At 63.5% G+C, this 25994-nt stretch carries 25 protein-coding genes and 1 pseudogene; 15 read left to right on the top strand and 11 right to left on the bottom strand.

Annotation, left to right across the window (positions count from 1 at the left end; genetic code table 11):
* Positions 1-9: 9 nt before the first annotated feature.
* Positions 10-480, bottom strand: coding sequence for a sulfur oxidation c-type cytochrome SoxX (gene soxX, locus OJJ21_RS07050; protein WP_297684532.1), 471 nt, complete (start codon positions 478-480; stop codon positions 10-12).
* A gap of 129 nt (positions 481-609) precedes the next feature.
* Positions 610-1002 carry a transcriptional regulator gene (locus tag OJJ21_RS07045; protein WP_297684530.1) on the bottom strand — a complete coding sequence of 131 codons (393 nt, stop codon included), beginning with the start codon at positions 1000-1002 and terminating at the stop codon, positions 610-612.
* Between the two features lie 62 nt (positions 1003-1064).
* Here OJJ21_RS07045 and OJJ21_RS07040 point away from each other — a divergent pair, with 62 nt between their 5' ends.
* On the top strand, positions 1065-1970 hold the full coding sequence (locus tag OJJ21_RS07040) for an alpha/beta fold hydrolase (protein ID WP_297684528.1): 906 nt from the start codon (positions 1065-1067) through the stop codon (positions 1968-1970).
* Between the two features lie 44 nt (positions 1971-2014).
* On the opposite strand, the gene OJJ21_RS07035 is transcribed toward OJJ21_RS07040, so the two are convergent.
* A complete protein-coding gene (locus OJJ21_RS07035; protein ID WP_297684526.1) occupies positions 2015-2665 on the bottom strand; it encodes a TerC family protein in 651 nt (216 codons plus the stop codon).
* Positions 2666-2849: 184 nt separating this feature from the next.
* On the opposite strand from OJJ21_RS07035, the gene hutG reads away from it, so the two are divergent.
* A complete protein-coding gene (gene hutG / locus OJJ21_RS07030; RefSeq protein WP_297684524.1) occupies positions 2850-3653 on the top strand; it encodes an N-formylglutamate deformylase in 804 nt (267 codons plus the stop codon).
* On the top strand, positions 3650-5065 hold the full coding sequence (locus tag OJJ21_RS07025; RefSeq protein ID WP_297684522.1) for an ATP-binding protein: 1416 nt from the start codon (positions 3650-3652) through the stop codon (positions 5063-5065). The genes hutG and OJJ21_RS07025 overlap by 4 nt, the downstream gene beginning before the upstream one ends.
* Before the next feature lie 179 nt (positions 5066-5244).
* On the opposite strand, the gene OJJ21_RS07020 is transcribed toward OJJ21_RS07025, so the two are convergent.
* Complete coding sequence (locus OJJ21_RS07020; RefSeq protein WP_297684520.1) at positions 5245-5862, bottom strand: ABC transporter substrate-binding protein; 618 nt, start codon at positions 5860-5862, stop codon at positions 5245-5247.
* A gap of 199 nt (positions 5863-6061) precedes the next feature.
* Here OJJ21_RS07020 and OJJ21_RS07015 point away from each other — a divergent pair, with 199 nt between their 5' ends.
* The 4 genes and pseudogenes from OJJ21_RS07015 (at position 6062) to OJJ21_RS06995 (ending at position 12192) form a co-directional block, all read left to right on the top strand.
* Entirely contained in the window at positions 6062-7027 is a 966-nt protein-coding gene (locus OJJ21_RS07015; RefSeq protein WP_297684518.1) for a metalloregulator ArsR/SmtB family transcription factor, read from the top strand.
* A complete protein-coding gene (metF, locus tag OJJ21_RS07010; RefSeq protein ID WP_297684516.1) occupies positions 7024-7938 on the top strand; it encodes a methylenetetrahydrofolate reductase [NAD(P)H] in 915 nt (304 codons plus the stop codon). Before OJJ21_RS07015 ends, metF begins: the two co-directional genes overlap by 4 nt.
* Before the next feature lie 86 nt (positions 7939-8024).
* Positions 8025-11737 (top strand): annotated as a pseudogene (gene metH, locus OJJ21_RS07000) (methionine synthase).
* On the top strand, positions 11734-12192 hold the full coding sequence (locus OJJ21_RS06995; RefSeq protein WP_297684510.1) for a GNAT family N-acetyltransferase: 459 nt from the start codon (positions 11734-11736) through the stop codon (positions 12190-12192). Before metH ends, OJJ21_RS06995 begins: the two are co-directional and overlap by 4 nt.
* 3 nt (positions 12193-12195) lie before the next feature.
* Here OJJ21_RS06995 and OJJ21_RS06990 read toward each other — a convergent pair whose 3' ends face one another.
* The 3 genes from OJJ21_RS06990 to OJJ21_RS06980 are packed head-to-tail and all read right to left on the bottom strand — an operon-like array spanning position 12196 to position 14592.
* Positions 12196-12951: an SDR family oxidoreductase gene (locus OJJ21_RS06990; RefSeq protein ID WP_297684508.1), complete on the bottom strand. Its 756-nt coding sequence runs from the start codon at positions 12949-12951 to the stop codon at positions 12196-12198.
* Positions 12945-13625: an SDR family oxidoreductase gene (locus OJJ21_RS06985; protein ID WP_297684506.1), complete on the bottom strand. Its 681-nt coding sequence runs from the start codon at positions 13623-13625 to the stop codon at positions 12945-12947. Before OJJ21_RS06985 ends, OJJ21_RS06990 begins: the two co-directional genes overlap by 7 nt.
* Before the next feature lie 10 nt (positions 13626-13635).
* Positions 13636-14592 carry a hypothetical protein gene (locus OJJ21_RS06980; protein WP_297684503.1) on the bottom strand — a complete coding sequence of 319 codons (957 nt, stop codon included), beginning with the start codon at positions 14590-14592 and terminating at the stop codon, positions 13636-13638.
* 203 nt (positions 14593-14795) lie between these two features.
* Between OJJ21_RS06980 and OJJ21_RS06975 the strand changes: the two genes are divergently transcribed.
* From OJJ21_RS06975 to OJJ21_RS06950, 6 genes are all read left to right on the top strand, one after another.
* The gene (locus OJJ21_RS06975) at positions 14796-15143 is read left to right on the top strand and encodes a metalloregulator ArsR/SmtB family transcription factor (protein WP_297684501.1); all 348 of its coding nucleotides are present in this window, start codon (positions 14796-14798) and stop codon (positions 15141-15143) included.
* A gap of 14 nt (positions 15144-15157) precedes the next feature.
* Positions 15158-15817, top strand: a complete 660-nt coding sequence (locus OJJ21_RS06970) for a cation transporter (RefSeq protein WP_297684499.1) — start codon at positions 15158-15160, stop codon at positions 15815-15817.
* Positions 15818-15926: 109 nt separating this feature from the next.
* The gene (locus OJJ21_RS06965; RefSeq protein WP_297684497.1) at positions 15927-16745 is read left to right on the top strand and encodes a class I SAM-dependent methyltransferase; all 819 of its coding nucleotides are present in this window, start codon (positions 15927-15929) and stop codon (positions 16743-16745) included.
* A 146-nt stretch (positions 16746-16891) separates the two neighbouring features.
* Entirely contained in the window at positions 16892-17692 is an 801-nt protein-coding gene (locus OJJ21_RS06960; RefSeq protein ID WP_297684495.1) for a TerC family protein, read from the top strand.
* Positions 17693-17807: 115 nt separating this feature from the next.
* Positions 17808-18437 carry an exopolysaccharide biosynthesis protein gene (locus OJJ21_RS06955; protein WP_297684493.1) on the top strand — a complete coding sequence of 210 codons (630 nt, stop codon included), beginning with the start codon at positions 17808-17810 and terminating at the stop codon, positions 18435-18437.
* 3 nt (positions 18438-18440) lie between these two features.
* Positions 18441-19340, top strand: coding sequence for a diacylglycerol kinase family protein (locus OJJ21_RS06950; protein ID WP_297684491.1), 900 nt, complete (start codon positions 18441-18443; stop codon positions 19338-19340).
* Between the two features lie 12 nt (positions 19341-19352).
* On the opposite strand, the gene OJJ21_RS06945 is transcribed toward OJJ21_RS06950, so the two are convergent.
* Both OJJ21_RS06945 and OJJ21_RS06940 read right to left on the bottom strand, forming a co-directional pair.
* Positions 19353-20996: an isovaleryl-CoA dehydrogenase gene (locus OJJ21_RS06945; RefSeq protein ID WP_297684490.1), complete on the bottom strand. Its 1644-nt coding sequence runs from the start codon at positions 20994-20996 to the stop codon at positions 19353-19355.
* A 16-nt stretch (positions 20997-21012) separates the two neighbouring features.
* Complete coding sequence (locus tag OJJ21_RS06940) at positions 21013-21624, bottom strand: TetR/AcrR family transcriptional regulator (protein WP_297684488.1); 612 nt, start codon at positions 21622-21624, stop codon at positions 21013-21015.
* Between the two features lie 175 nt (positions 21625-21799).
* Here OJJ21_RS06940 and OJJ21_RS06935 point away from each other — a divergent pair, with 175 nt between their 5' ends.
* A complete protein-coding gene (locus OJJ21_RS06935; RefSeq protein WP_297684486.1) occupies positions 21800-23074 on the top strand; it encodes a serine hydrolase domain-containing protein in 1275 nt (424 codons plus the stop codon).
* A 15-nt stretch (positions 23075-23089) separates the two neighbouring features.
* Here OJJ21_RS06935 and OJJ21_RS06930 read toward each other — a convergent pair whose 3' ends face one another.
* Complete coding sequence (locus OJJ21_RS06930; RefSeq protein WP_297684484.1) at positions 23090-24139, bottom strand: hypothetical protein; 1050 nt, start codon at positions 24137-24139, stop codon at positions 23090-23092.
* 230 nt (positions 24140-24369) lie between these two features.
* Between OJJ21_RS06930 and OJJ21_RS06925 the strand changes: the two genes are divergently transcribed.
* On the top strand, positions 24370-24909 hold the full coding sequence (locus OJJ21_RS06925) for an AAA family ATPase (protein ID WP_297684482.1): 540 nt from the start codon (positions 24370-24372) through the stop codon (positions 24907-24909).
* Here OJJ21_RS06925 and OJJ21_RS06920 read toward each other — a convergent pair.
* Entirely contained in the window at positions 24906-25964 is a 1059-nt protein-coding gene (locus OJJ21_RS06920; RefSeq protein ID WP_297684480.1) for a hypothetical protein, read from the bottom strand. The two genes, OJJ21_RS06925 and OJJ21_RS06920, sit on opposite strands and share 4 nt — an antisense overlap.
* Positions 25965-25994: the final 30 nt, after the last annotated feature.

Genomic DNA, 25994 nt, shown 5'->3' with positions numbered 1-25994 from the left:
GGTACGCGCTTACTTCAGCGACGACAGATAGGCGACGAGATCTTCGACCTGCTCGGGCGTCAGCATCGGCTTGTTGGCGAAGCGGGTGGCAACGCGGTTCAGGCCGTTGACCCGGTAATAGGCCGGCATGATGGTTTCTTCGTTGAGCAGCTTCGGGTTCACGATCCGCATGCGAATCTCGCCGGGCGTCAGGCGACCGCCGACCTCGGTCAGATCGGGGCCGACATTGCCGATGCGGAAAGCGACTTCGGGGATCGGCATTTTATGGCAGATCACGCAATTGCCCTGGCCGCTGGTTATGGCAAGCGCGCGACCATTTGCCGCGTCGCCGGGCTTGCCGGTCAGCGACTTCTCGATCGCATAATCCTTGACCATATAGGGCAGCAGGCCGGGCTCGCGGACGTCCGCCGTCTGGGCGAGGGCGGTCGAGAGTGATGCAGAAGCCAGCAGCAGGGCTGCGGCGGCAAGCGTCAGGCGCATCGTTCCTCCGGTTTTATGACCACACTGCCCGTTGATGCTTCGGACCGATGGCGCAGCCTGTCGACTGCTGGTTGAGGAGTCCATAACAAACTCATTCCACATTTTGCAAGTGGAGTTTTGTCGCACCCTTTAGCCGCATGCTGCGCCCCCGGCGTGATCGGCGATTAACTGCGCAATTTTGGGATAAAAGAAATCCGCGCCGGGATAGCCGATGAAACGTGCCACTTCGCGGTTGCAGGCCATCAGCACGAAGGTGGGCGTGTAGAGAATCGGCAATTTCGGCAGATCGGCAGGCCAAGACCTGTCCAGGTCGACACGGCGCAGCGGCGCCTGCAGGCCCTCGTCGGATTTCGGATAGCCGGTGCCGATCTCCCGGTGCCAGACCCTGCACCACGGGCAATCGTCGCGCTCGAACATCACCAGCTGTAACGGGGCCTTGGCCTGGGCCAGCACCGTCAGGGGTGAGGCAAACAGCACAGTAGCTAAAACACATAAAAATTGTGCAATGCGAAAAAGCAGCATAGTGTGATGTTAATTTAGAGATGCCCGGTTATCAATGGGCAGGATCACTATGGGAGGACTCAATGATTGCCATGCGCAATGTCGCAGCGCTGCTCGGTTGCCTGTGTCTCGCCTTGCCGGCCTGGGCGGAACCGGTTCGCCTGGTGCAGGAGGGGCGTGGCCTCGATGGCGAGTTGAAACTCGCCGCCGGCAAGACGGTGAAGGACGGCGTGCTGCTGCTGGTGCATGGCACGCTGGCGCATAACCGCATGGAGATCATGCAGGCGCAGCAGGCGTTGCTCGCCGAGCGCGGGCTTTCGACGCTAGCGGTGTCGCTGTCGCTTGGCATCTCCGATCGCAAGGGCATGTATGATTGCGCGCAGCCGCATCGCCACAGCAATGCACAGGCCGCCGCCGAGATCGCCGCCTGGGTTGATTGGGCTGTGAAAGCCGGTGCCGGCAAGATCGGTATTCTGGGCCATTCGCGCGGCGGTGCGCAGGTTGCGTTTTATGCCGCGCGTGCCGGCGCCGCGTTGCCGTCTGCCGTGCAGAAAATCGTGCTGGCGGGACCGACCACCTTTGACCGCAATCGCGCCGCGGCCGAATTCAAGGCGCGCTTCAGGGCCGATTTCGCGCCGGTGATTGCCGGGGCCGAAGCCCTGGGGGCAGCCGGGAAGGGCACCGAGATGATGGCCGTGCCCGGCTTCATGTATTGCCCGAATGCCAGTGTGGCGGCCGCCACCTTTGCCGATTATCACGCCGCCGATGGGCGAAACGATGCGCCGAGCCTGCTGGCGAAGTTGCCGCGGCCGGTACTGGTGGTGGTGGCCGGCGGCGATGAAGTCGTCACCGATCTGCCGGCCCGGCTGCAGGCACTGCCGAAATCGGACCGGCTGCGCATCGTCACGGTCGATGGTGCGGATCATTTCTTCAAGGACCTTTATGGCGAGGACCTTGCCGACGCGGTTACGGCCTACTGGAAGGAATGATGGCCTGCCGGCCCGGGCTGGCCGGGCCGGCGCAGGCGATGCAATCAGCCGCCGTTCAGCGCAGGGATGAACGGGGCCACCTGGAGGCCACCATCCCAGATCATCTTCAGCGCCACATAGGCGATGATTATCAGGCCGATATAGGCGATCCAATGGAAGCGGTCGAGCAGGCGGGCAATCGCCTTGGAGGCGACAGCCATCAGCGCGATCGACAGCACCAGGCCAAAGCCCAGAATGTAGGGATGCTCGCGCGCCGCACCGGCGACCGCCAGCACGTTGTCGATCGACATCGACAGGTCGGCCACGATGATCTGCATCACCGCTTCGCGCTGGGTCTTCGGCGCCGGCTTTTCCTTCGCTTCGCCGTTTTCGCCCGCTTTGGCGGCCTTGGCCTGTTCGCGCAGCTCACGCCACATCTTCCAGGCCACCCAGAGCAGCAGGATGCCGCCCGCGAGCGTCAGGCCGATGATCTGCAGCAGTTGCACGGCCACGCTGGCGAACAGGATGCGCAAAACGGTCGCGGCGAGAATGCCGTAAACGATGATCTTGTTGCGCTGCGCCGCCGGCAGGCCGGCAACGGCCATGCCGATCACAATCGCATTGTCGCCTGACAGAATGACGTCGATCAGAATGACCTGGGCGAAAGCACTAAGTTCGGCAGCGGTGATTGTGAGGCCGAAGAGAGTAATATCCATCGAATAGCCTTGGAATGATGAAGCTTAAGCTGGGGAGCGGAAATCCGCCGCACTCTAGGCGAAACCCGGCCTTTGCTCAAATAGGGAATGCCGGCCGTGAATTATCCGTGTCGGCCTGCACTCCCAGCTTGGCGCAGGCAGCCTGCTTTGTTACCTATGTCGGCCGCAATTTCCAGTCTTCGCCATGAGCCCCAGCCCAAACCTGTTCACGCTTGTTCCCGGCCATACGCCGCTACTGGTCAACGTGCCCCATGCCGGGCGCGGGCTCAGCCCCGGCCTTGCCGAGCGTCTGACGCCGACGGCCCGTCGGCTGGCTGATACTGACTGGCATGTGGAGAAACTGTACGATTTTGTCACTGGCCTCGGCGTCGGCCTCATGGTGGCGACGCAGTCGCGCTATGTCGTCGATCTCAACCGCGATCCTGCCGGCCGGGCGCTGTATCCCGGTGCCGACAATACCGAGCTCTGTCCCACCCGCGGCTTCGATGGCGCACCGCTCTATGCCGACGGTGCCGCACCCGATGCGGCCGAGGTGAGGCAGCGCACGGATGCATACTGGCAACCCTATCATGATCGGCTGACCGCCGAACTGGAAGCGATTCGCGTCCGCCATGGCCATGTTATCCTGCTCGACGGTCACAGTATCGTCAGCGAGGCGCCGCGCTTTTTCCAGGGCAAGCTGCCGGATCTCAATCTCGGCACCAACGAAGGCCGCAGCTGCGCCCCGGCGCTGGCCACCCAGGCTTATGGTGTGCTTGGCACAGCTTCCGGTTTCACCCATATCCATAATGGCCGTTTCAAGGGTGGCTATATTACCCGTCATTATGGCCGGCCGGCTGAAAACATGCATGCCCTTCAGCTCGAAATGGCGCAGAGTTGCTATATGGATGAAGGCAACCTCGAACTTTGGGATCCGCAGCGCGCTGCGCCGCTGACGGCCGTGCTGCGCCGGCTGGTGGAAACCCTTCTGCACTGGACGCCCGCATGAGCGATCAGCCGGCCGGCAGCCTGCGCACCATGCGCTACCCGGTGATGCGCTGGCTGGCGCTGTTTCTCATCCTCGGTGTGCCGCTGTCTGGTGTGATCCTCATCGCCTGGTTTGCCGGGGCGCTGTCGGATGGTGCGGTCTGGTCGATCACCATCCCGATCCTCGGCATCATCGCCCTGTTTTCAGGTTGGCACACGCTGGCCGCCTGGCGTGTGTTGCGCAGCACCGACGAGATCGCCGGCGCCGGTCCGCGCACCCGCAGCGACTGGGATGCGCTGACCATGATCGGCGAGCTGGGGCTGACCGTGGAGCGCCTGCGCCAGACTCTGCTGGACGAGAAAGGCCAGGTTGTCCTGCAGACCACCACGGCGGATGCGATTCTCAATGCGCTGCCCGATCCGGTGCTGCTGCTCGACGGCCGGCGCACCATTGCGCGCGCCAATTTCGCCGCGCGCAAATTCTTCGGCAACGACATCGTCGGCAATGACCTGACGGCGGCGCTGCGCCATCCCACGGTACTGGACGCGGCCGATGCCGTGCTGGGCGGCGAAACCGGTATGGCAGCGGCCGATCTGAACTTGCCGGTGCCGGACGGGCGTAGCTTCTCGGTGCGCGTGGTGGCCCTGCCGGCGGCGCGCGAGGATACCGCAGCCGTGCTGGCGCTGCATGACCTCACCTCGCTGCGCAAGGCCGAGAAAATGCGCGCCGATTTCGTCGCCAATGCCAGCCACGAGTTGCGTACCCCGCTGGCGTCGCTGGTCGGCTTCATCGAGACGCTGTTGGGGCCGGCCAGGGATGACGAGCCGGCGCGGCTGCGGTTCCTCGGCATCATGCGCGACCAGGCTGCCCGTATGGCGCGTTTGATTCAGGATCTGCTGTCGCTGTCGCAGATCGAGATGCGCGAGCATGATCAGCCGTCGGAGCCGGTGGCACTCGCACCGTTGTTGCGCGATGCCGCCGCCGCCCTGGAGCCGCAGGCCAAGGCCAAGAAGATTCAGATTCAGCTCAATCTCGACGACAGCCTGCCGCCGGTGCGCGGCGCCCGCGACGAACTGATGCAGGTGTTCCAGAACCTGATCGACAATGCGATCAAATACGGCCGTGCCGAGACAGCGGTGGTGGTTCGGCTGGCGCGCCGCGATGCCGACTGGATCGAGGTTGGCGTGCGCGATCATGGCGAAGGTATTCCGCGCGAACATCTGCCCCGTCTGACCGAACGATTCTACCGGGTCGACTCGGCGCGCAGCCGCGATCTGGGTGGAACAGGACTTGGCCTTGCCATCGTGAAGCACATTATCAACCGCCACCGTGGCCGGCTTGTCATCGAATCCGAACTCGGAAAAGGCAGCGAATTCATCGTTCGCATGCCGGATGTTCCTGAAAAATCCAAGACAGCCGCAACCCCCGTCTAATCCGCTCCTGTCTGGCGATGTCATTCAGGTCCGGCCGGCGCGGCCAATTTGGGGCGGGCTGTCGCGGCATTTATGTCGAGCAGCGTCGATGGCGCTATCCGACGCTGGCGATGAGCGCCAACAAAAAAAGCCAGCCGTCGCAAAACGGCTGGCTTTTTTTTGCGTTTTGAAGCGGCCGTCTAGCGGCGGCCGGCGATCTGCTTCTTCATCGCCGCGAACAGGGCTTCGAGCTTGCCGCCGTTATTCTGGATCACCGATTCGAATTGCTGGCGCTGGGTGAACGCCATCGATACGCCTTCCACCACCACATCGGTGACCAGCGGTTTGCCGTTCTTCTCATGGGTTTTCCATTCGACGCGAATCGGCGGGCCGCTCTGGCGGTTGATTTGCGACTCGACAATAGTTTCGCTGCCGGCGGCGCGGGCACCGTCCCGGACATCCAGAGTCTCGCCGTTATATTGCGACAGCAGCTGCGCATAGACTTTCACCAGATAGTCCTCGAACAGCGCGTCGTATTCCTTCTTCTGCTCCGGAGTGATGCCGCGGCTGTAGCGGCCAAGGCAGAAACGGCCGACCGCATCGAGATCGAGATGGTTGGTCAGCAGGTCGCGGACCAGACCTTCGCGCTTCTCGGCGGTCAGGGAGCGATCGCCCAGAGCCTTCAGGGTGCCGGTGCCGACCTCGCGGATAAACTGGTCCGGCGCGGCTGGTGCGGAGGCGGTCGCCAGGCCCGATATGGCCAGGGTCAGGCCGGCCAGGGCAGCGAACAGGAATCGGCGGGGCAGGGCAGCGAGCATGGGGACAACCGGACTAAAGCTTGGAGATCAATGATCTTTTGAGCTGACAATAAGGCCTTAACGAGGCGAATACATAGCCCGGCTGCCTTATGAAGACCATGATTCTTTTTATGACCCGATTTGGCTCTACACAAATACATAAAGATATGTTTATATCTCCCGCATGAACGCCGAACCGAGCCTTTCCCTTGATGTCCTGATGGCTGCCCTGCGGGCTGCGGCCGAACCGACGCGGCTGCGCCTGCTGGCGCTGTGTGCCGACAGCCAGCTGACGGTATCGGAACTGACCCAGATCCTGGGGCAGAGCCAGCCGCGGGTCTCGCGTCATCTGAAACTGCTCTGCGAAGCGGGGCTGCTGGAACGTGTACCGGAAGGCACCTGGGCCTTTTACCGTGTCGGCGACCGGCTGGCCGGGGCGCCGCTGGTCCGCGCACTCGCCACCCTGCTGCCGGCCAGCGACCCGATCCTGGCCCGCGATGCCGAACGGCTGGTGGCAGTGAAGCGCGCCCGCGCCGATACCGCCGAACGCTATTTCCGCGACAATGCCGCGCAGTGGTCGGCGATCCGCTCGCTGCATATCGATGAGGCCCAGGTCGAAGCCGCCGTGCTGCGCCTGCTGGGTCAGGGCGCACCGATCGACGATCTGCTCGATATCGGCACCGGCACCGGGCGCCTGCTTGAAATCCTCGCTCCCCGGGTCAAGCGTGGCCTGGGCGTCGATATGAGCCGTGACATGCTCAGCATCGCGCGCAGCAATCTGGAACGCGCCGGGATCAAGCATTGCCAGGTGCGTCAGGCCGACATGTATGCTCTGCCACTCGACAGCAGCAGCGTCGATGCCGCAGTGATCCACCAGGTGCTGCATTTCGCCGATGAGCCGCAGAAGGCGATTCTGGAAGCGGCCCGCGTGCTGAAGCCGCAGGGCCGCCTGGTGATTGTCGATTTTGCCCCGCACGACTTGGAAGACCTGCGTGCCCGTCATGCCCATCGCCGGCTTGGCTTTGCCGATGCCGAACTGCGTCATTGGTGCGCCGCCGCCGGGCTCGATCTCGATCCGGTCACGGCCCTGCCGGGTCAGCCGCTCACCGTGCATGTCTGGCGCGCCGTCAAGCGCGCGCCGGCTGTCGTCCATGTTACGCCCTCGCAGAAGAGTGCTGCCGAATGACCCTCCCTGATACCAATGCCTATGCCGCCCGCCGGCCCGGTCCGCTCAAAGTTTCGTTCGAATTCTTCCCGCCCAAGACGGCGGAGATGGAAGAAAGCCTGTGGCGCAGCGTCACCCGGCTGGCGCCGCTCGGTCCGCGCTTTGTTTCGGTCACCTACGGTGCCGGCGGTTCGACCCGCGAGCGCACCCATAATACGGTGGTGCGAATCCTCAATGAAACCGGCCTGAAGCCCGCTGCGCATCTCACCTGCGTCGGTGCCTCGAAAGGCGAGGTGGATGAGGTGGCGCAGCATTACTGGCAGGCCGGCATCCGTCATATCGTTGCGCTCCGCGGCGACCCGCAGGAAGGCACTGGCGGTTTCGCGCCACATCCGCAGGGTTATGCCAATTCCACCGACCTGATCGCCGGACTGAAGAAGATCGGCGATTTCGAGATCAGCGTCGGGTGCTATCCCGAAGGCCATCCCGATACCGCCTCGCCGCGGATCGAACTGGAGCACCTCAAGCGCAAGGTGGATGCCGGTGCCACCCGCTGCATCACGCAGTACTTCTTCGACCCCGATGTCTATTTCCGCTTTCTCGACCGTGCCCGCTCCGCCGGCATCACCGTGCCGATCGTGCCCGGCATCCTGCCGGTAACCAATTTCCGCCAGGTGGTGAAATTTTCCGCCGCCTGCGGTGCCAGCGTGCCGGCCTGGATGGCCGATATGTTCGATGGGCTGGACGACGATGCCGAAACCCGCCGTATGGTGGCGGCGCATATGGCTGCCGAGCAGTGCCGCAGGCTGCTCTCTGCCGGGATCGACGAGTTCCATTTCTACACGCTGAACCGCGCCGATCTCACCTACGCGATCTGTCATGTGCTCGGCGTGCGGCCCAAACCCAGCATCGCAGGAGAGGCGGCGGCCTGATGTTCGATACACCGGAAAACCGCAAGACGCGCCGCGCGGCCCTGAAGGTGGCGGCGAAAAACCGCATCCTGGTGCTGGATGGCGCCATGGGCACGATGCTGCAGCGGCGCAAGCTGAGCGAGGCCGACTATCGTGGCGACCGCTTCAAGGGTGCCAACAGCGACCTTAAAGGGAATCACGACATCCTGAATATTACCCGGCCCGATGTGATCTACGAGGTGCACAAGGAATATCTCGACGCCGGCGCCGACATCATCGAAACCAACACCTTCAGCGGCACCTGGATCAGCCAGGCCGACTACCATCTCGAAGCTGCGGTGGCCGACATCAACCGCGAGGGCGCGAAACTGGCGCGCAAGGCGGCTGATGAATATACCGCGAAAGATCCGTCGAAGCCGCGCTTCGTGGCTGGGGCCATCGGGCCGACCAACCGCACCGCTTCGCTGTCGCCTGATGTGAACCGACCGGATTTTCGCAACATCACCTTCGACGAGCTGAAGGATGCCTATAAGGAACAGGCGCGCGGCTTGGTCGAAGGCGGTGCCGATCTGCTGCTGATCGAAACCGTGTTTGACACGCTGAATGCCAAGGCCGCAGCTTTCGGCGTCTACGAGCTGTTCGACGAGTTGGGCGAGGAATGGCCGATCATGATTTCGGGCACCATCACGGATTTGTCTGGCCGCACGCTGTCGGGTCAGACCACCGAAGCCTTCTGGAATTCGTTGCGCCACACCAGGCCGTTTTCAGTCGGCCTCAACTGCGCTTTCGGCGCCCAGCAGATGCGGCCCTACGTCGCCGAGCTGAGCCGCGTCGCCGATGTGCCGGTCAGCGCCTATCCCAATGCCGGGCTGCCCAACCAGTTCGGTGAATATGACGAACCGCCACATGCTACGGCCGCGCATCTGCGTGAATGGGCCGAACATGGCCTGGTCAATATCGTCGGCGGCTGCTGCGGCACCACGCCGGAGCATATCAGGGCGATCGCCGACAGTGTGAAGGGCGTGAAACCGCGCCGCATCCCCACCATCCCGCCGCAGCTCCGCCTCAGCGGCCTCGAACCCTTTGCTGTGCCTGCCGCATGACCGATATTGATGAAGCATTCTCGCCTGAATCGGAAAACCGCGGCTTCAACGGTCCGGTCTTTATCAACATCGGCGAACGCACGAACGTCACCGGTTCGGCGAAATTCCGCAAACTGATCCTGAACGGCGATTTCGATGCCGCGCTCACGGTGGCGCGCCAGCAGGTGGAAAACGGCGCCCAGATCATCGATATCAACATGGACGAGGGCATGCTCGACTCCAAGGCGGCGATGGTGAAATACCTGAACCTGATCGCCTCCGAGCCCGATATTTCGCGCGTGCCGATCATGATCGACTCCTCGAAATGGGATGTGATCGAGGCCGGCCTGAAATGCGTGCAGGGCAAGGCCATCGTCAATTCGATCAGTATGAAGGAAGGCGAGGATGCCTTCCTGGAACATGCCCGCAAGGTGCGGCGTTACGGTGCCGCCGTCGTGGTCATGGCCTTCGACGAGCAGGGCCAGGCCGATACGGCTGACCGCAAATACGAAATCTGCGCCCGTGCCTACAAGTTGCTGACCGAGAAAATCGGCTTTCCGCCGGAAGACATTATCTTCGACCCCAATATCTTCGCGGTCGCCACCGGCATCGAGGAGCATAACAATTACGCGGTCGAGTTCTTCGAGGGCGCCAGGCGTATCCGCGAGAACCTGCCGCACTGCCATATCTCCGGCGGCGTTTCCAACGTCTCCTTCTCCTTCCGCGGCAACGAACAGGTCCGTGAGGCGATGCACGCCGTTTTTCTGTATTACGGCATGCAGAACGGCATGGACATGGGCATCGTCAATGCCGGCCAGCTGCCGGTCTATGAGGATATTCCGACTGAACTGCGCGAACGCGTCGAAGACGTGCTGCTCAACCGCCGCCCGGATGCCACCGAACGCATGCTGGAAATCGCCGAACGCTTCAAGGGCGGCGCGCGGACACAGGAAATCGACATGTCATGGCGCGAGAAGGATGTGCGCGCCCGCCTGACCCATGCGCTGGTACATGGTATTTCCGATTTCATCGATGAGGATACCGAAGAGGCGCGCCACATCGTGGCCAGGCCGCTCGAAGTCATCGAAGGCCCGCTGATGGACGGCATGAATGTCGTCGGCGACCTGTTTGGTGCGGGCAAAATGTTCCTGCCGCAGGTGGTGAAATCCGCCCGCGTGATGAAAAAGGCAGTCGCCTATCTGCTGCCGTTTATCGAAGCCGAGAAGAACGCCGGTCCGGCCAGGACCAACGGCAAGGTGCTGATGGCCACAGTGAAGGGCGATGTGCACGATATCGGCAAGAACATTGTCGGTGTCGTGCTCCAGTGCAACAATTACGAAGTGATCGATCTCGGCGTCATGGTGTCCTGCGCCCGCATCCTGGATGAGGCGAAGCGGCAGAATGTCGACATTATCGGCCTCAGCGGCCTGATCACGCCGAGCCTGGACGAGATGTGCTATGTCGCCAGCGAGATGCAGCGTGAGGGTTTCCAGTTGCCGCTGCTGATCGGCGGCGCTACCACCTCGAAGGTGCATACGGCGGTCAAGATCGCGCCCAACTACAAGGGCCCGGTGATCTACGTCACTGACGCCTCGCGTGCCGTCGGCGTGGCCGGCCGGCTGGTTTCGGCCAACGACCGGCCGACCTATGCCGGCGAGATCGCCAGCGAATATGAAAAAATCCGCGACATCCACGCCCGCGAGCGCAATACCGGCCCACGCCAGAGCATTGCCGATGCGCGCCGCAACAAAACCAGGATCGACTGGAACGGCTATGTGCCGCCGCGGCCGTCCTTCCTCGGGGTGAAGGCATTTGACGATTATCCGATTGTCGAACTGGTCGAGTGCATCGACTGGACGCCGTTCTTCTCTTCCTGGGAATTGCGCGGCAAGTATCCCGAGATTTTGAAAGACCCGGTGGTGGGCGAGGCGGCCACCAACCTTTTCAAGGATGCCCAGGCGATGCTGAAACGCATCGTTGCGGAGAAGCCGATCAGGGCCAGCGCTGTGATCGGCTTCTGGCCGGCGGCGCAGATCGATGATGACGACATCGCGCTCTATGCCGATGAGGTCCAGGGCGAGGAAGTGGCGCGGCTGCATATGCTGCGCCAGCAGATGAAGCGCGACCGCGAGCGGGCTAATATCTCGCTGGCCGATTTCGTCGCCCCGAAGGAATCCGGCCTGGCTGATTATGTCGGCGCCTTTGCCGTCACGGCGGGGATCGGACTGGATGACTGGATCAAGCGCGAATTCACCGCGAAACAGGACGACTATTCGGGCATCCTGGCGCAGGCGCTGGCCGACCGCCTGGCCGAAGCCTTTGCCGAGCGCATGCATGAGCGCGTGCGCAAGGACTTCTGGGGCTATGCCGCCGATGAGACGCTGGGCAACGACGACCTGATCGCCGAGAAATATCGCGGGATCCGGCCCGCACCGGGCTATCCGGCCTGCCCCGACCATACCGAGAAGGCGACCCTGTTCAGCCTGCTCGATGCCACGCAGAAGGCTGGTATCACGCTGACCGAAAGCTTCGCCATGTGGCCCTCGGCGGCGGTCAGCGGCTGGTATTTCAGCCACCCGCAATCGGCCTATTTCGGTATCGGCCGTATCGAGCGCGACCAGGTCGCCGATTATGCCAGGCGCAAGGGCATGGACCTGGCGACGATGGAACGCTGGCTGGCGCCGAACCTGGCCTACGATCCGGCGCGCGAGGCGCCGCCAGCCGAGGCCGCCGAGTGAGTCTGACATTCCGCTTGGCCACCGCGGCCGATCTGCCCGAGATCGTGCGCCTGCTGGCCGATGATCATCTCGGCGGCAGCCGCGAACGCCACACCGATCCGCTGCCGGCCGAATACGGCATCGCCTTCGCTGGCCTGCAGCGCATCGGCGCCGAAGTGATCCTGGCACTGGATGCTTCGGGCATCGTAGTGGGCTGCCTCCAGTTATTGGTGCTGCCCGGCCTTGGCAGTCTGGGCAAGCAGCGCGCCCAGATCGAGGCCGTGCGGATCGAATCCTCGCTGCGCGGCAAGGGGCTCGGCTCGGAACTGATCCGCCACGCTGTAACCCGCGCGAAGGAAAAGGGCTGCAAGCTGGTGCAGCTCACGTCGGACAACAGCCGCCAGGGCGCGCACCGCCTTTACGAGCGGCTCGGCTTCAAGGCGAGCCATGTCGGCATGAAGCTGTATCTCGACTAGACCTCAGCGCCCGCCGGCGACATCCAGCAGGGCACCGTTGACGTAGCTCGATGCGTCATCCAGCAGCCAGATGATGGCTTCCGCCACTTCCATCGCAGTGCCGGCGCGTCCCAGTGGCGCAGTGGGACCGAGCCGCGCGGCGCGATCCGGTTCGCCGGCGCTGGCATGGATATCGGTTTCGATGATGCCTGGCCGTACTGCATTGACGCGGATGCCTTCCGGGCCGAGTTCCTTGGACAGGCCAAGCGTCAGCGTGTCGATGGCGCCTTTCGAGGTGGCATAATCGACAAACAGGTTGGGCGAGCCGAGCCGCGCCGCCACCGAAGACAGGTTGACGATGCCGCCACCTTTGCCGCCGCGTCTGGTTGACAGGCGTCGCGCGGCTTCGCGGGCACACAGCACGCTGCCGAGGATATTGGTGTCGAACAGGCGCTTCAGCCGCTCCAGCGACATATCGGCCAGGTCGGCCGTCGGTGCCACTACCCCGGCGTTGTTCACCAGGCCATCAAGCTTGCCGAAAGCCCTCTCGGTGGCATCGAACATCGCGATCACATCGGCCTCGACGGCGACATCGCCCTTGATGGCGATAGCGCGACCGCCGGCTTTCTGCACGGCCTGCGCGGTGTCCTGCGCGGCCTTCTCGTTGCCGGCATAGTTCACGCCGACCGACCAGCCCCGCTGGCCGGCCAGGATGGCGACGGCGCGGCCGATGCCGCGACTGCCGCCGGTGATCAGGATCGCTTTTGCTGCACTCACCATGGAATCTCGCTGCCGTCGTAGTTGAAGAATTTGCCGGTATCCTTGATCGTCAGGCCGTCGATCACATTTTTCAGTCCGGCGCCGCTGGTCGCCACATCGATGTCCGCGCCGGCGCCGCCCATATCGGTCTTCACCCAGCCGGGATGCAGCGTGATGACGCTGATGTTGCTGGATTTCAGGTCGAGCGCCAGATTGTGCATGCCGGCATTGATCGCGGCTTTCGAGGCACGATAGGCGTAAGCCCCGCCGCTGCCGGCGGCAATCGAGCCCATGCGGCTGGAGATGGTGGCTATTTTAGCCCCCCCTTTCGCAGCCTTCAGATGCGGCAGGAAGGCGAGCGCCATTTTCATCGGCGCCACGCTGTTGACCTGCAGCACCTGCAGGTAGATGTCAAAATCGCTCACCGTCAGTCCGCCGTCGCGGTTGCCATAGATGCCGGCGTTATTCAGCAGCAGGTCGATGGCGGTGCCCTGGTATTTCTGCGCTAGTGCATCGACGGCGGCATAGTCGGTCACCTCCAGCGCCTCGATGCTGACGCCGCGCACCGCCTTCAAGGCCGTGGCGGCCTGCGGGTCGCGGCAGGTGGCGATCACGGTCCAGCCATCGGCGGCATAGCGTTTGGTCAGCTCCAGGCCGATGCCGCGGTTGGCGCCGGTGATCAGCAATGTGGGCATGTTTCGCTCCTTATGCGGGTCGCGCCGCGACGCGGCGATACAGCGGTTGCAGCAATCCGGGCAGCATATACATCGGCAACTGGCCCATGGCGAAAAACACCACCATGTCGAACACCGCACGGTCGGCCAGCGACACCATCACCAGGCCCATGTTGCAGTTGCCGGTGAGGATTCCCAGTGTCAGCGCCGCTGCTTGCCCGAAGCGGAAGACAAAGCGCCCGACAGCATAGCCCAGCACCTGCAGGGCCAGGTTGGCGATGAAGGCCGAGGCCGTGGCGAGCAACACATAGCCCGGTTGCGCCATCAGCTTGACGGCGACGCCATCCATGATGGCGATGGCAAACAGCACCAGTGCCAGCACGGAACTGCCGTCCATCAGCCGCTGGTTCTTCCGCAGCCAGCCGGGCGGCAGCTTCCAGTGCGCCAGCAGCGCGGCGGCGAAGGCAAAGCCGACCATGAGCGCCAGACGCCCCATGAATTCGATCAGCGACATCTGCACCTCGATATCGAGCAGCAGCAGCGCCAGCGGCGGCAGCGTGAAGGGCACCAGCGCGGTGGCGATCACCATGACGATGACGGCGAGTGCCGCATCCAGCCCGAGGATCAGTGCGAAAGCCACCGTTGCCGTCACCGGCGGCGCCGCCGACATCAGCACGATGGCTTCCATCAACGGGCGCGGCAGGCCGAGTGGGGTCAGCGCGGCAAACATCAGCAGCGGGCAGACCAGCAGCAGGAAGATGATGATCGGCACGAACAGCAGCGGCCGCCGCGCATAGGCCTGGAAGGCGCTCCAGTCGAGCCGCATCAGCGACAGCGACAACGGCAGCAGCAGGAAGACCACCAGGCCCGGCCGCAGCAGGCTGGCCAGCGGCGGCACCAACAGGCCGACCAGCACGCCGCCGAACAGGAATTTGGTGGCATGGCGGCCCATGTAGTCGAGCGGCCTCCAGAGCAGGGTACGGATCACGGCTTGGGCTTCCGGCTGGAAAACAGGGGAGTTTCACGTGAAACATAGAGGGAACAGAAAGTCAGGGGCGGCATACGGATCATCATGCGAGCGGGGAACATTTATCGTTATATCCTAGGAGCATAGACCCGGGATGCTGGGCAGGCGAGGGCGGAATTGTCCCGCTTGACACTCAATACTCAAACATTTAAATAAATATTGAAATGTTTGATCTTAGCCATATCGAAGATGCCGAGGTGATTCAGCTCGCCGACATGTTCCGGCTGCTGGGCGACCCCTCACGTTTGCGCCTCGTGGTGGCGCTCTGTGCCGGGCCCTGTCCGGCGTCGGCTGCGGCCGAAGCTGCCGGCCTGTCGCCGCAACTCGCCAGCCATCATCTGCGGCTGCTGAAGGCGGCACGGCTGGTGCGCGGCATCCGGCGCGGCCGGCAGATCTATTACGACCTGGCCGACGATCATGTGCGCCACATGCTGGCAGACATGGCCGAACACGTCGCGGAGCCGCATAAGGATGAGACGGCGCTCGACGACCATCTTGAACACACGATTTGAGATAGGGTGTAATCATGAGTGCGTCCTGCTGCTCTCCTGCACATAACCACCAGCCCGGCCATGGTCATGGCGATCACGATCATGATCACGGCAATGCAGCTCGGCCTGCCTTGTGGATCGCGCTGCTGTTGAATGGCGGCATGTTCGTCGTCGAGCTGGGGGCTGGCCTAAGCGCTGCTTCAACCTCGCTGCTCGCCGATTCCGCCGACTTCCTGGGTGACGCAGCCAATTACGGCCTCGCGCTGGCCGTATTCTCGATGGCGCTGGTCTGGCGCGCCCGGGTTGCGCTGCTTAAGGGCATTTCGATGGGCCTGTTCGGCCTGTGGGTTGCCAGCATGACGATTCATCATGCCGTCGCCGGCACAGTGCCGGAGCCGGCCACCATGGGCATGGTGGGTTTCGCGGCGCTTGCCGTGAATGTGCTGGTCACGATGATCCTGTATCGCTTCCGGACCGGTGACAGCAACATGCGCGCGGTGTGGATCTGCAGCCGCAACGATGCGCTCGGCAACCTCGCCGTGATGGCGGCGGCCAGCGGCGTGTTCGTCACCAATTCAGCCTGGCCCGACCTGGCCGTGGCGTCCTTCATGGCGGCGTTGGCGCTCTGGGGCTCGGTCCAGGTGATCCTGCATGCCCGTCGCGAGCTGCGGCAGGATGCATTCAAACCCGCATGAAGTGAATACGGTGGATGCGAACAGTCTGGTATCGTTTATGGCCGAAAACCGGAGACGGACCGTGGTCGCTGAGTTATAACAACTACGATTTCCTGCCTGAGTATCAGATATGAACGAGAAACTTAAAACCGCAGACAGCCATTTTGCCTTCGGTGAAAACTGGGCGAGTTATGCCCACCTAATCGACCAAAGCCGCCTTGCTAAAGCCCGTGAAGGTTTGGTTCGGCTATTAGGCGAAGATGGTCTGCGCGACAAAACCGTGCTGGATATCGGCTGTGGTTCAGGCTTGCATGCTGTAGCGGCACAGGCGCTCGGTGCCCGGCGTGTTCTTGGTGTTGATATCGACCGGAGTTCCGTCGCTACATCTCGGCAAGTTTTTGCCCGCATGGGTACTGAGGCGCAATGTAGTGCGCAGGAATGCAGCGTATTTGAGCTTGAAAACGCCGGCCTCGGGCAATTCGATGTCGTCTATTCCTGGGGTGTTCTGCATCATACCGGTGCCATGCATGAAGCGCTTGAGAAAGCGGCGGGGATGACGGCGCCCGGAGGAACTTTCGTTTTCGCGCTGTACCGCAAGACCAAGTTGTGCTGGCTGTGGAAGGTTGAGAAACGTTGGTATGCCAAAGCATCGCCCACTGCGCAACGTATGATGCAGCGGCTTTATATTGGTATGATGCGTTTAGCGTATTGGTTACTCGGTCGGGATTTCAAAGCGCATCTGCGAAGCTATAAAGAGCAACGTGGCATGGATTTCGAGCACGATGTGCATGACTGGCTTGGTGGCTATCCTTATGAGTCGATCTCCCCGGCCGAGGTCGCTGCCCTGATGGGAAAGCTCGGTTTCGATCCAGTGCGCAGTTTCACACGCCCCGGGGGCTGGGCCGTGTTCGGCTCGGGTTGCGACGAATTTGTATTTCGGCGGTCTTAACTCGTTCAGAGTGAGAATAACGCCTTGAAAACGCCATAATTCCGGGTAGATTGCAGCCCACGTCCGGGCCCCTCTGGCTGCCATGAACGGGATGGCAGCGATGTCGGACGGCTTTTTGCAAAAGCCCCCCGCCCAGGATATCTCTCATGGATCTTTCGGTTTTCCTTGAACCGGCTGCGCTGCTTGCGTTGGTCGGCCTTATCGCCCTCGAACTCGTCCTCGCGGTCGACAACCTGATCTTCATCACCATCCTCACCAGCCGGCTGCCGGAACACCAGCAGCCGCTGGGCCGCAAGCTCGGCCTGCTCGGCGCGGTCATTACCCGCGTCATGCTGCTTCTGTCGGCGGCCTGGCTGATCACGCTGACGGCGCCCTGGTTCACCCTCTTCGACTATGAAATTTCCGGTCGTGACCTGGTGCTGATCCTCGGCGGCCTGTTCCTGATCTGGAAGGCAACCATGGAAATCCATGAGCGTGTCACGCCGAAGGACAGCGACGAGATGGAGAATGGCACCCCCGGTGCAACCGGCGGCGAGCCGAAAAAGAAGTATCCCGCCTTCTGGGCCATCATCGGCCAGATCGCTGTGCTGGATATCGTCTTCTCGCTCGACAGCGTGATCACCGCCATCGGTCTGGCGCGCCAGATCGAGATCATGGTGGCTGCTGTACTCATCTCGGTCGCCATCATGGTGGCGCTGGCCGAGCCGCTCGCCCGTTTCGTGAAGAAGAACCCCAATATCGTCATGCTGGCGCTGTCGTTCCTCGTCATGATCGGCATGGCGCTGGTCGCCGAAGGGTTCGACATCGAGATCCCCAAGATCATGATTTACGGCGCCATGGCCTTCTCGGTGACGGTCGAGCTGCTCAACATGGCCTCGCGCAAGGCCCAGCTCAGCCGCACCTATCGGGCCATCCGCGACCCCGAAGGACGCAGCGAAGCCGACTGAGGCTGATGGTCTTCATGCATCCGAAGAGGCGGGCTCAGGCCCGCCTCTTTTTTATCGCCGCGCTTTCGCCCCATTCGCTCGCCATCATCACGGCATGAACGGGAAGCGTGCCGATATGTCAGCCTCTGCGCCGCGCCGTCGGCCCAGCATTGCCGGCGACCTGTCGCGCCTGCGCCGTCATGGCCGCACGCGCAGCCTGACACTGGCGGAAGCCAGCGCGATGTTTGCCGACCGTTCGACGCCGCTGCTGCTGCTTTTCCTCGGCCTGCTCGGTTTCATCCCGTCGCCCGGCCTGCCGCTCGGCCTGATCACCGGGTCGCTGGTGGTCTGCATCGCCTTTGGCATGCTGCTGCGCCCCGGTAATCCACCGATCCCGGGCCTGCTCGGCCGTCGTCGCCTCTCGAGCGGCCTGCTGCGCAGATTCATGGGCTTTGCGATTCCCTTCGTGCGCCGGCTGGAACGCCGTTTCCGGCCACGGCTGACCTGGGTGGTCAGCGGCACGGGCGTGGCCTTCGCCGCCATTGCCATCGCGATCCAGGGTATCGGTCTGGCGCTGCCATTGCCCTTCGGCAACCTGCCGTTTGCCTTCGGTATCGTACTGACCGCGCTCGGCCTGCTGACCCGCGACGGCCTTGGTGCATTGGCCGGACATTTTGTCGGGATCGCCAGCACGGCCTTGTTCGTTACCCTCGGGATCGGGTTGGCGCGAGCCGGCACCGATCTGACCGATTGGCTGCTCTGGTAACGCATGACCATCTCTATCGTCATCAATGCCGAATCAGGCACGGCGCGACAGTATGGCGCGGTGGCTTTGCGCGACCTGATCCATACGGCGGCCGCCAAGGCCGGCCAGCCCGATGTCGATGTGCAGATGGTGGCGCCGGCGCAGTTGTCGCGGGCACTGGCCGCGGCCGCGCAGGGCAGCACGGAAGTCTGGGTCGGTGGTGGCGATGGCACGCTCCGCGCGGCGGCCGAACTGGCCATGAAACGCGATATCGTGCTGGGCGTGCTGCCGCTCGGGACCATGAATCTGCTGGCGCGCGACCTGAACATACCGCTGGAAATCGAAAATGCCGTGGCCGCGCTTTGCGAAGCCACCGTGGCCGCCATCGATGTCGGGCGCGTGAACCAGAGCCTGTTCCTCAACAAGTCGGCGCTCGGCCTATATCCGGAAATGGTGGTGGACCGCGAACGGCGCCGACGCCTGTTCGGCCTGACCAAATGGCCGGCCATGATGCGCTCGGCCTGGCGTGCGGTGCGCCGTCACCGGATGATGGAAATTGCCATCGACCATCATGGCCAGCGGTCAGAAATCCTGTCGCCGGCCATCGTGGTGGCGGTCGGCAGCTATGAATTCAATGCCGGCCGACTGTTCAACCGCTCCGATCTGCAGAGCGGCGAACTCACCATCTATGTCAGCCACGAGAAAACCTGGCTCGGCTCGGCCAGCCAGCTCGCCAAGCTGCTCCTAGGGACATTGCAGGACGATCCGTCGCTGCAGGTGATCAAGGCACACAGCCTGCAGATCGACTTCCGCCGCGCCAAGCCGGTCGCCAATGACGGCGAGATCGACATGCTGAAAGGCCCGATCCGCTACGCCGTGGCACCCCGGGCGCTCAAGGTGCGCATGCCGGTGGAGTCCGCGTAAACCACCAGTCTTTTAAACGGGCAGCGCGCGGTCCGCGATGGCGCGGGTATTGATGCCTTTCGGCAAAGTGCCGAAGGCATGGCCCCAGTCGCCGCCCAGCCGCGAGGCGCAGAAGGCATCGGCCACGTCCGGGGTGGAGTGGCGCACCAGCAGCGCAGCCTGCAGCGTCACCATCATTTTCTCCACCACGCGCCGGGCGCGATGCTCGATCTCTCCCAGGTCGGCGAATTCCGTCTTCAGGTCGTTGATCGCCGCATCCAGCCGTTTGTCGTTGCCGCGGGCCGGGATCAGGTCGGCGAAATAGGCCTCCAGTCCGTCCGGGTTTTTCTGCATGGCGCGCAGCACGTCGAGGCACATCACGTTGCCCGAGCCTTCCCAGATCGAATTGAGCGGAATTTCCTTGTACAGCATGCCGAGCGGACCCTCGTCGACATAGCCGTTGCCGCCATGCACCTCCATGGCTTCCACCACCGCATTGGGCGCGCGTTTGCAGATCCAGTATTTCACCGCCGGTGTGCACAGGCGACGGAAGGCGGCCTCGACGGGGTCGTGTTCGGCGCGGTCGAAGGCGCGCGCCAGTCGCATCGCCAGCAGCGTGGCGGCTTCGGACTCGATGGCGAGATCCGCCACCACATTGGTCATCAGCGGCTGGTCGATCAGATGGCGCTGGAAGGCGCGGCGATGCGCGACATGGTGCAGGGCCTGCGCCACGGCACCACGCAGGAGCCCGGTTGACCCCAGCGCGCAGTCCAATCGCGTATACGTTCCCATTTCGATAATCGTGGGCACGCCCCGGCCTTCCTCGCCGAGCAGCCAGCCATGCGCATTGTGGAATTCTACCTCGGACGACGCATTCGACTTGTTGCCGACCTTGTCCTTCAGGCGCTGGATCTGTACGGCATTTTTGCTGCCATCCGGCAGCCAGCGCGGCACGAAGAAACAGCTCAGGCCATGGGGCGACTGCGCCAGCACCAGATGCGCGTCGTTCTGCGGGCAGGAGAAAAACCATTTATGCCCGTTGATGATGTATTCGGCGCCCGGACCGCCCGTACCCACCGGTTTGGCGACCGTCGTGTTGCTGCGCACATCCGAGCCGCCCTGTTTTTCGGTCATGCCCATGCCGATCAGGGCGCCGGTCTTCTGTGTCACCGGCTTGTTGCTGCCGTCATACTGGCGCGAATAGATTTTCGGCAGCCAGGTTTCCGCCAGATGCCTGTCCTTGCGGATCGCCGGCACGCTGCCATAGGTCATGGTGGTCGGGCACTGGCTGCCCGGCTCGATCTGCGCATGCATGATATAGGCGGCGGCGCGGGCGACATGGGCGCCGGGTTTTGGCTCGGCCCAGGGGGCCGAATGCAGGCCCTCGCCGATGATCAGCGCCATGATGCCGTGCCAAGCCGGATGGAAGTCGACTTCGTCAAGTCGATGACCGAAGCGGTCGAACAGTTTCAGCTGTGGCGGATGCTTGTGGGCCAGCCGGCCCATCTCGATGGTCTCGGCATCGCCCAGACGCTGGCCATAGACGGTGAGGCGGTCTTTCGCCCAGCCGGCGCCATTGATCTCGGCCACCTGCAGCAGTGCCCTGTCGGTGGTGAAGAGATTGTAGTCCTCCAGCGCCGGCGGCTGGTTGAGCACATCGAAGACGGCATCGGTCATGGCGTTTCTCCCGTTATCATTTGTCTCGCGCGCTCACGGCGCGGATGCAGAACAGCGCCAGGTCGTGAATCAGTTGTTCCTGGTCGGTTTTCCTGGCCTGCGGCGCCAGCGGGCCGAGCAGCGCCTCCACCAGCGCGCCGACGATGGCCGAGGCGGCGAGCATGGCATCCTGCTGCGGCAATTCGCCAGTACGGATGCCATCCTCGATCAGGGTGCGGAAAATGTCGCGATAGGGCGCGCGGTAGCGCCGGCGGTCGGCCTCGACCAGGGCATCCACCGGCTCTGCGAGGAGCGCCCAGGCCAGGCGGCGGCCCTTCATGGCGCGCTGGGCGAAGACTTCGACGACATGCGCGATCCGCGCCGCCGCCGATCCCGGAGTCTGCGCCGCGGCGGCACAGACATCGATCTCGCGCTGCGAGGCGCGACGGAAGACTTCGTCGAACAGTTCGGCCTTGGAGGGGAAATAGCGATACAGCGCGCCGGTACTCAGGCCGGCCTCGGCGGCAATCGCCGGAATGCCGGTGCCGCCATAGCCATGTTGCGCCACCAGGGTCAGGGCCGCCATAACGATGCGCTCGCGCGTTTCGTTCAGGCGCGCCACCACGGTTTCGGTGCGGCGATAGGCCATGTCAATCTTTCCTCCGCAAAGAAGTGAAACATGATTCACTTCTTTCGGCAAGAGTGAAATCGGGCCTTGCCCAAGCGTAACGGTCCGTATCCGGCCTTGATTTCGGCAGGAAAAACCCGGTGGCGGCGTTATGGTTTGTGACAGAGGAAGCAGGTGCATACACGAGGTTTGCGTCATGGCTGATACGGTTGGCGCTGTCACAACAGGAGCGCGCTGCCTGAAGCGGATCGGTTATGCGCTTCTGCTGACGATTCTGTCTGTGCAGATCGCCGGCGCCAGTCCCACCGGTTCTGCCCTGGCGGGACTGGAGGCCTTCGATGCCGAAATGGCTGCCCTGATCGAGCGATGGAAAATGCCGGGCGCGAGCCTTGCCGTCGCCGTGCACGGGCGGATCGTGCTGACACGCGGCTATGGCCTGGCCGATCGCGAAAAGCAGGAGCCGGTGCAGCCGGCGACGCGTTTCCGTCTCGGCAGTCTGGCCAAGCCGCTGACTGCGGTTGCCGTGCTGCGGCTGGTTGAGCAGGGCCAGCTCGATCTCGATGCGCCGCTGCTGCCGGTGCTGGGTGAGCTCGGGCCACGGCCGGCCGCGATCACCGATCCGCGCGTGTACCGAATTACCATCCGGCAGTTGCTACAGCATACCGCGGGCTTCGATCGTGGAATCGCCGGCGATTTGGTGTTCATGCCACGCGCGGGAGAGGCGGCGGCGCGTCAGAATGCCGCCATGCCACCGAGTTGCGCGGTCGTCCTGCGCGACAGCCTGGAACGCAGGTTGGATTTCGATCCTGGCAGTCGCCACGCCTATTCGAATATCGGCTACTGCATTCTTGGCCGGGTGATCGAGCGCGTCAGCGGGCAGACTTACGAGGCCTTTGTGCGCCAGCATATCCTGACCCCGGCGGGTGCCGGCGGCCTGCAGCTGGCGCGCACCTTCGACATGGCCGAGGGAGAAGCTGCCTATTACGACTATCCCGGTGCGCCGCTGGTCGAAGCGATGCCCGGAGTCGGTTCGTCCCGCATGGTGGCGGCACCTTACGGCCTCTATGCCATGGAGACCATGGATTCCTTCGGCGGTTGGATCGGCTCGTCGCTGGATTATCTGCGCTTCATGCTGGCCATCGACGGACAGCGCGGGGCACCGCTGCTGCGTCCGCCGAGCCTGAAGGCGATGTTGGCGCCTCCGGCAGGTCTTGATGTCAAGCCATCCTTCTACGGGTTGGGCATGCAGGTGCGGCCGGTCAGCGGGGGGCTGAACTGGTGGCATTCCGGCTCGCATGCCGGGACGAAGACTCTCGCGGTTCGCACGGCGAAGGGCTACGCTTGGGTCGCGGCTTTCAACAGCCGGCCGAAAGACCGCAACGGCTTCGCCACGGACCTTGACCAGAGCCTGTGGCGTGCCGCGAATGCCGTGCAGATTTGGCCGGAGGGCGATCTGTATTCAGGGCAGTAGACGTCAGAACCGCCATCAGAATCGCATCGCCAGATTGAGCCGGGCCTGCGTCAGGTAGCCGTCGTCGGTGCCGGCCATGTCGTCCTGGCTCACCGCGTAGCCGGCCATGATGGTCATCGCCCGGCTGGCCAGGGCGGCCGGGGTCCAGTGCAGCTGCAGGTCCAGGCTCTGCTGTTTGCCATAAAACGGCACGGCGTCGGCGTCGCTCAGATTGCGTTTCTCGCCGAGGCCGAATTCGTGGCTGGCGGTGAGGTTGAGCGTCTCGCCGAGCGGCACGCCGATCTGCAGGCCCAGGACGTTGAGGTCGCGTTCCTCCTGGTAGCGGTATTCATTGCGCCGCTGCAGCGAGGCGCCGAGTTTGTAGCCACTGGAGAAATGCTGCGCGATGGCGACACGGTGTCGCTCGTTGCTGCTGGCCGAGGCCGGATTGCCGAAGGTGGATTCCGTCGTATAGCCCGACGACAGCGTCAGGGTCAGGTCGCGCGCGATCATCGCCGAGATCGAATTGTCGATGCCGAAACGGCGGCTGCCGCTGCCAGCCAGATCGCCCCAGTTGGCGGCGGCATCCGGATCGACCTTGAAGGTCAGGCCGTATTCCTCGTAAGCGAGGCCGAATTTGCTGCTGGCCGAGCGGCTTTCGTTATCCATGCCGCCACTCTGGCTGATGGCGCTGGTATTGCTCAGCGCCAGGCCGTCGAACAGCGGTACATCGTAAGCCTTGTTCAAGGCACCTGGTGCGGCATCCTGTTCGCTGTAAACGCCGATCCTGTCGCCGTCCTGCGCCAGCATGTCATGGCCGGGGAGGGCCATGGCTGAAGAATCGCTGCGCCGGCTGAGCAGGCTGACATCGCTGGCGGTGAACAGCGGGCGCCGCGTCAGAAGATAATTGCCGTCATCGGGATTGTAGGCGAGCAACGCGAGGCTGCTGCGCGAAGTTGCGAGCAGCGGGTCGTACTTATCGGGCAGGGCGGCGATCTGGCACAGGCCGGCATCCATTGGGCCGACGATCAGCGGACAGGACGGCAACGCCGATTGCGCCTCCGCGGTGGTGCCAGACAGGGCCACGCCCGCGAATGCGCATATCAGAGCTGCGCTGGATCGGACGTGACGAAACACGGCACCTCTTCCCCGAATATCTGCTGCAGAGTCGAGTCTGCCACAGAGGTGTTACCGGAGGTTTATCAAGCACGCCTGTGGCCGAATTGGGGCAGCGCTAGCGAGGCAATGTCACTTTTTTGCAGCTCTCCGCGCTAAAGCCGGTTTCGCTGAACGCAGCCTGGCCGTAAAGTCATGCTATGAATCTGATCTTTATTTACGGCAAGCCGGCCACCGGCAAGCTCACCGTGGCCCGCGAACTGGCCAGGCTCACCGGCTACAAGCTGTTTCATAACCATCAGACCGTCGATCTGCTGCTCTCGGTCTTCGACTTCGGCAGCAAGCCTTTCGTCGAGCTGCGCGAAGAAATCTGGATCAAGGTCTTTGCTCGCGCCGCCAAGGAGCGGCTGCATGGCCTGATCTTCACGTTCGCGCCGGAAACCACGGTGCAGCCAAAATTCATCGAGCAGGTGCTCGATGCGGTGGAGCCGGCCGGCAGCCGGGTGCGCTTCGTCGAACTGACCTGCGCGATGGACGAGGTCTACCGCCGCATCGACCACAAGTCGCGCCAGCAGAGCGGCAAGATCACCTCGCATGAGGTCTATGAGAAGCTGGAGGCCGCCGGCGTCTTTGCCACATCGCATATGCCGAAACCGGATGTCAGCATCGACACTGGCAAGCTTAATCCCGCCGAAGCGGCGGCGAAAATCGCCAAGGAATTGCGCCTGCCGAAGGTCTAGGGCAGAGCCGCCGCCGCCGCCAGCCAGAGTTGCGCAATGGCGGCAGGGCTGTAGTGGGCGGCGACGTGAGCCTGCCCCGCTGTCGTGCGTGCTATCACGGCAGCCGGATTGTCGCAGGCATCCAGCAGCGCCTGCGGCAGTGAGTCAGAAATCGCGACATATGGCGCCAGCTCGCGGTAACTGTCGAGCGGATGGGCGAAGACGGCACGGCCGGCCTGCAGCGCCTGCAGGGCACGGTTGGCGCTCTTGCCGCGCACCAGGGCATTGTCATGCTCAAAGGGCAGCACCACGGCATCGCAGGTCGCCAGCGCCTGCTGCAGTGCCGGCACCGACCAGGGCGAGGCGGCGATCTGCGCCGGTGCCGCCTTGCTGCGCAGGCCATCGAGAAGGGCCGTGCCAAGCGGTTCGCAGAGCAAGGTGAGCTGCACAGGGCGTTGCGCCGCCAGCGCCGGCAGGTCCTCGGCGCAGAAGCGGTGCATGGCGGTGGCATGGGCACCGAAGAAACCGAACCACAACAGCTTCAGGGTTTCTCCGGGGGCAAAGCGTACCGGTGCCGGCGCCACTTCGACCACATCGCCGATCATCCGCAGATCGGCATCCGGCAGATAGGCGCGCAGCTGCTGCGCCAGGGTGGCGGATGCCGCAACGATCCGCCCGGCACGGCCGAGCAGGGCAGGGTAGAAGCCGGCGCAGCCGGCAGCCAGTTCCGCGCCGCGCTGCTGCCGGATATGGCTCAGGAAGTCGTCGCCCAGCTTGAGATCGCAGACATCGACGATCAGGCGCCTGCCGATGGTGGCGCCGAGCGCGCCGATGGCCTGCACCTGCGCCGGCTGCAGCAGCGCGCCTTCCTTGGGCTGGGCCAGGATCACCGCGTCGGCATCGCGCAAGGCCGCATCCGGCGCGGCCCATTGCTCCAGCCCCAGCACGGCGGCGTCATGGCCGGCGGCGCGCAGGGCGGCGGCCGGCAGCAGGGCGCGATAGCGCAGGCTGGCCAGATCGCTGTGGCCACCGGCGATCGCGGCTGCCGGCGCGAAGGTACAGAATCGAATCCGCATCGGGCCGCAGCTTACAGCAAACGGCCATCG

The sequence above is a fragment of the Ferrovibrio sp. genome (assembly GCF_025869515.1).
Lineage (GTDB): Bacteria > Pseudomonadota > Alphaproteobacteria > Ferrovibrionales > Ferrovibrionaceae > Ferrovibrio.
Note: the sequence above shows the minus strand (reverse complement) of the source record. Positions and strands in the feature narration are given on the sequence as shown.

Bases quoted from the DNA above. Each gene is read 5' to 3' on its own strand.
- soxX (WP_297684532.1), bottom strand. From the start codon at position 480: ATGCGCCTGACGCTTGCCGCCGCAGCCCTGCTGCTGGCTTCTGCATCA.
- OJJ21_RS07045 (WP_297684530.1), bottom strand. From the start codon at position 1,002: ATGCTGCTTTTTCGCATTGCACAATTTTTATGTGTTTTAGCTACTGTG.
- OJJ21_RS07040 (WP_297684528.1), top strand. From the start codon at position 1,065: ATGATTGCCATGCGCAATGTCGCAGCGCTGCTCGGTTGCCTGTGTCTC.
- OJJ21_RS07035 (WP_297684526.1), bottom strand. From the start codon at position 2,665: ATGGATATTACTCTCTTCGGCCTCACAATCACCGCTGCCGAACTTAGT.
- hutG (WP_297684524.1), top strand. From the start codon at position 2,850: ATGAGCCCCAGCCCAAACCTGTTCACGCTTGTTCCCGGCCATACGCCG.
- OJJ21_RS07025 (WP_297684522.1), top strand. From the start codon at position 3,650: ATGAGCGATCAGCCGGCCGGCAGCCTGCGCACCATGCGCTACCCGGTG.
- OJJ21_RS07020 (WP_297684520.1), bottom strand. From the start codon at position 5,862: ATGCTCGCTGCCCTGCCCCGCCGATTCCTGTTCGCTGCCCTGGCCGGC.
- OJJ21_RS07015 (WP_297684518.1), top strand. From the start codon at position 6,062: ATGGCTGCCCTGCGGGCTGCGGCCGAACCGACGCGGCTGCGCCTGCTG.
- metF (WP_297684516.1), top strand. From the start codon at position 7,024: ATGACCCTCCCTGATACCAATGCCTATGCCGCCCGCCGGCCCGGTCCG.
- OJJ21_RS06990 (WP_297684508.1), bottom strand. From the start codon at position 12,951: ATGGTGAGTGCAGCAAAAGCGATCCTGATCACCGGCGGCAGTCGCGGC.
- OJJ21_RS06985 (WP_297684506.1), bottom strand. From the start codon at position 13,625: ATGCCCACATTGCTGATCACCGGCGCCAACCGCGGCATCGGCCTGGAG.
- OJJ21_RS06975 (WP_297684501.1), top strand. From the start codon at position 14,796: ATGTTTGATCTTAGCCATATCGAAGATGCCGAGGTGATTCAGCTCGCC.
- OJJ21_RS06970 (WP_297684499.1), top strand. From the start codon at position 15,158: ATGAGTGCGTCCTGCTGCTCTCCTGCACATAACCACCAGCCCGGCCAT.
- OJJ21_RS06965 (WP_297684497.1), top strand. From the start codon at position 15,927: ATGAACGAGAAACTTAAAACCGCAGACAGCCATTTTGCCTTCGGTGAA.
- OJJ21_RS06960 (WP_297684495.1), top strand. From the start codon at position 16,892: ATGGATCTTTCGGTTTTCCTTGAACCGGCTGCGCTGCTTGCGTTGGTC.
- OJJ21_RS06955 (WP_297684493.1), top strand. From the start codon at position 17,808: ATGTCAGCCTCTGCGCCGCGCCGTCGGCCCAGCATTGCCGGCGACCTG.
- OJJ21_RS06950 (WP_297684491.1), top strand. From the start codon at position 18,441: ATGACCATCTCTATCGTCATCAATGCCGAATCAGGCACGGCGCGACAG.
- OJJ21_RS06945 (WP_297684490.1), bottom strand. From the start codon at position 20,996: ATGACCGATGCCGTCTTCGATGTGCTCAACCAGCCGCCGGCGCTGGAG.
- OJJ21_RS06940 (WP_297684488.1), bottom strand. From the start codon at position 21,624: ATGGCCTATCGCCGCACCGAAACCGTGGTGGCGCGCCTGAACGAAACG.
- OJJ21_RS06935 (WP_297684486.1), top strand. From the start codon at position 21,800: ATGGCTGATACGGTTGGCGCTGTCACAACAGGAGCGCGCTGCCTGAAG.
- OJJ21_RS06925 (WP_297684482.1), top strand. From the start codon at position 24,370: ATGAATCTGATCTTTATTTACGGCAAGCCGGCCACCGGCAAGCTCACC.
- OJJ21_RS06920 (WP_297684480.1), bottom strand. From the start codon at position 25,964: ATGCGGATTCGATTCTGTACCTTCGCGCCGGCAGCCGCGATCGCCGGT.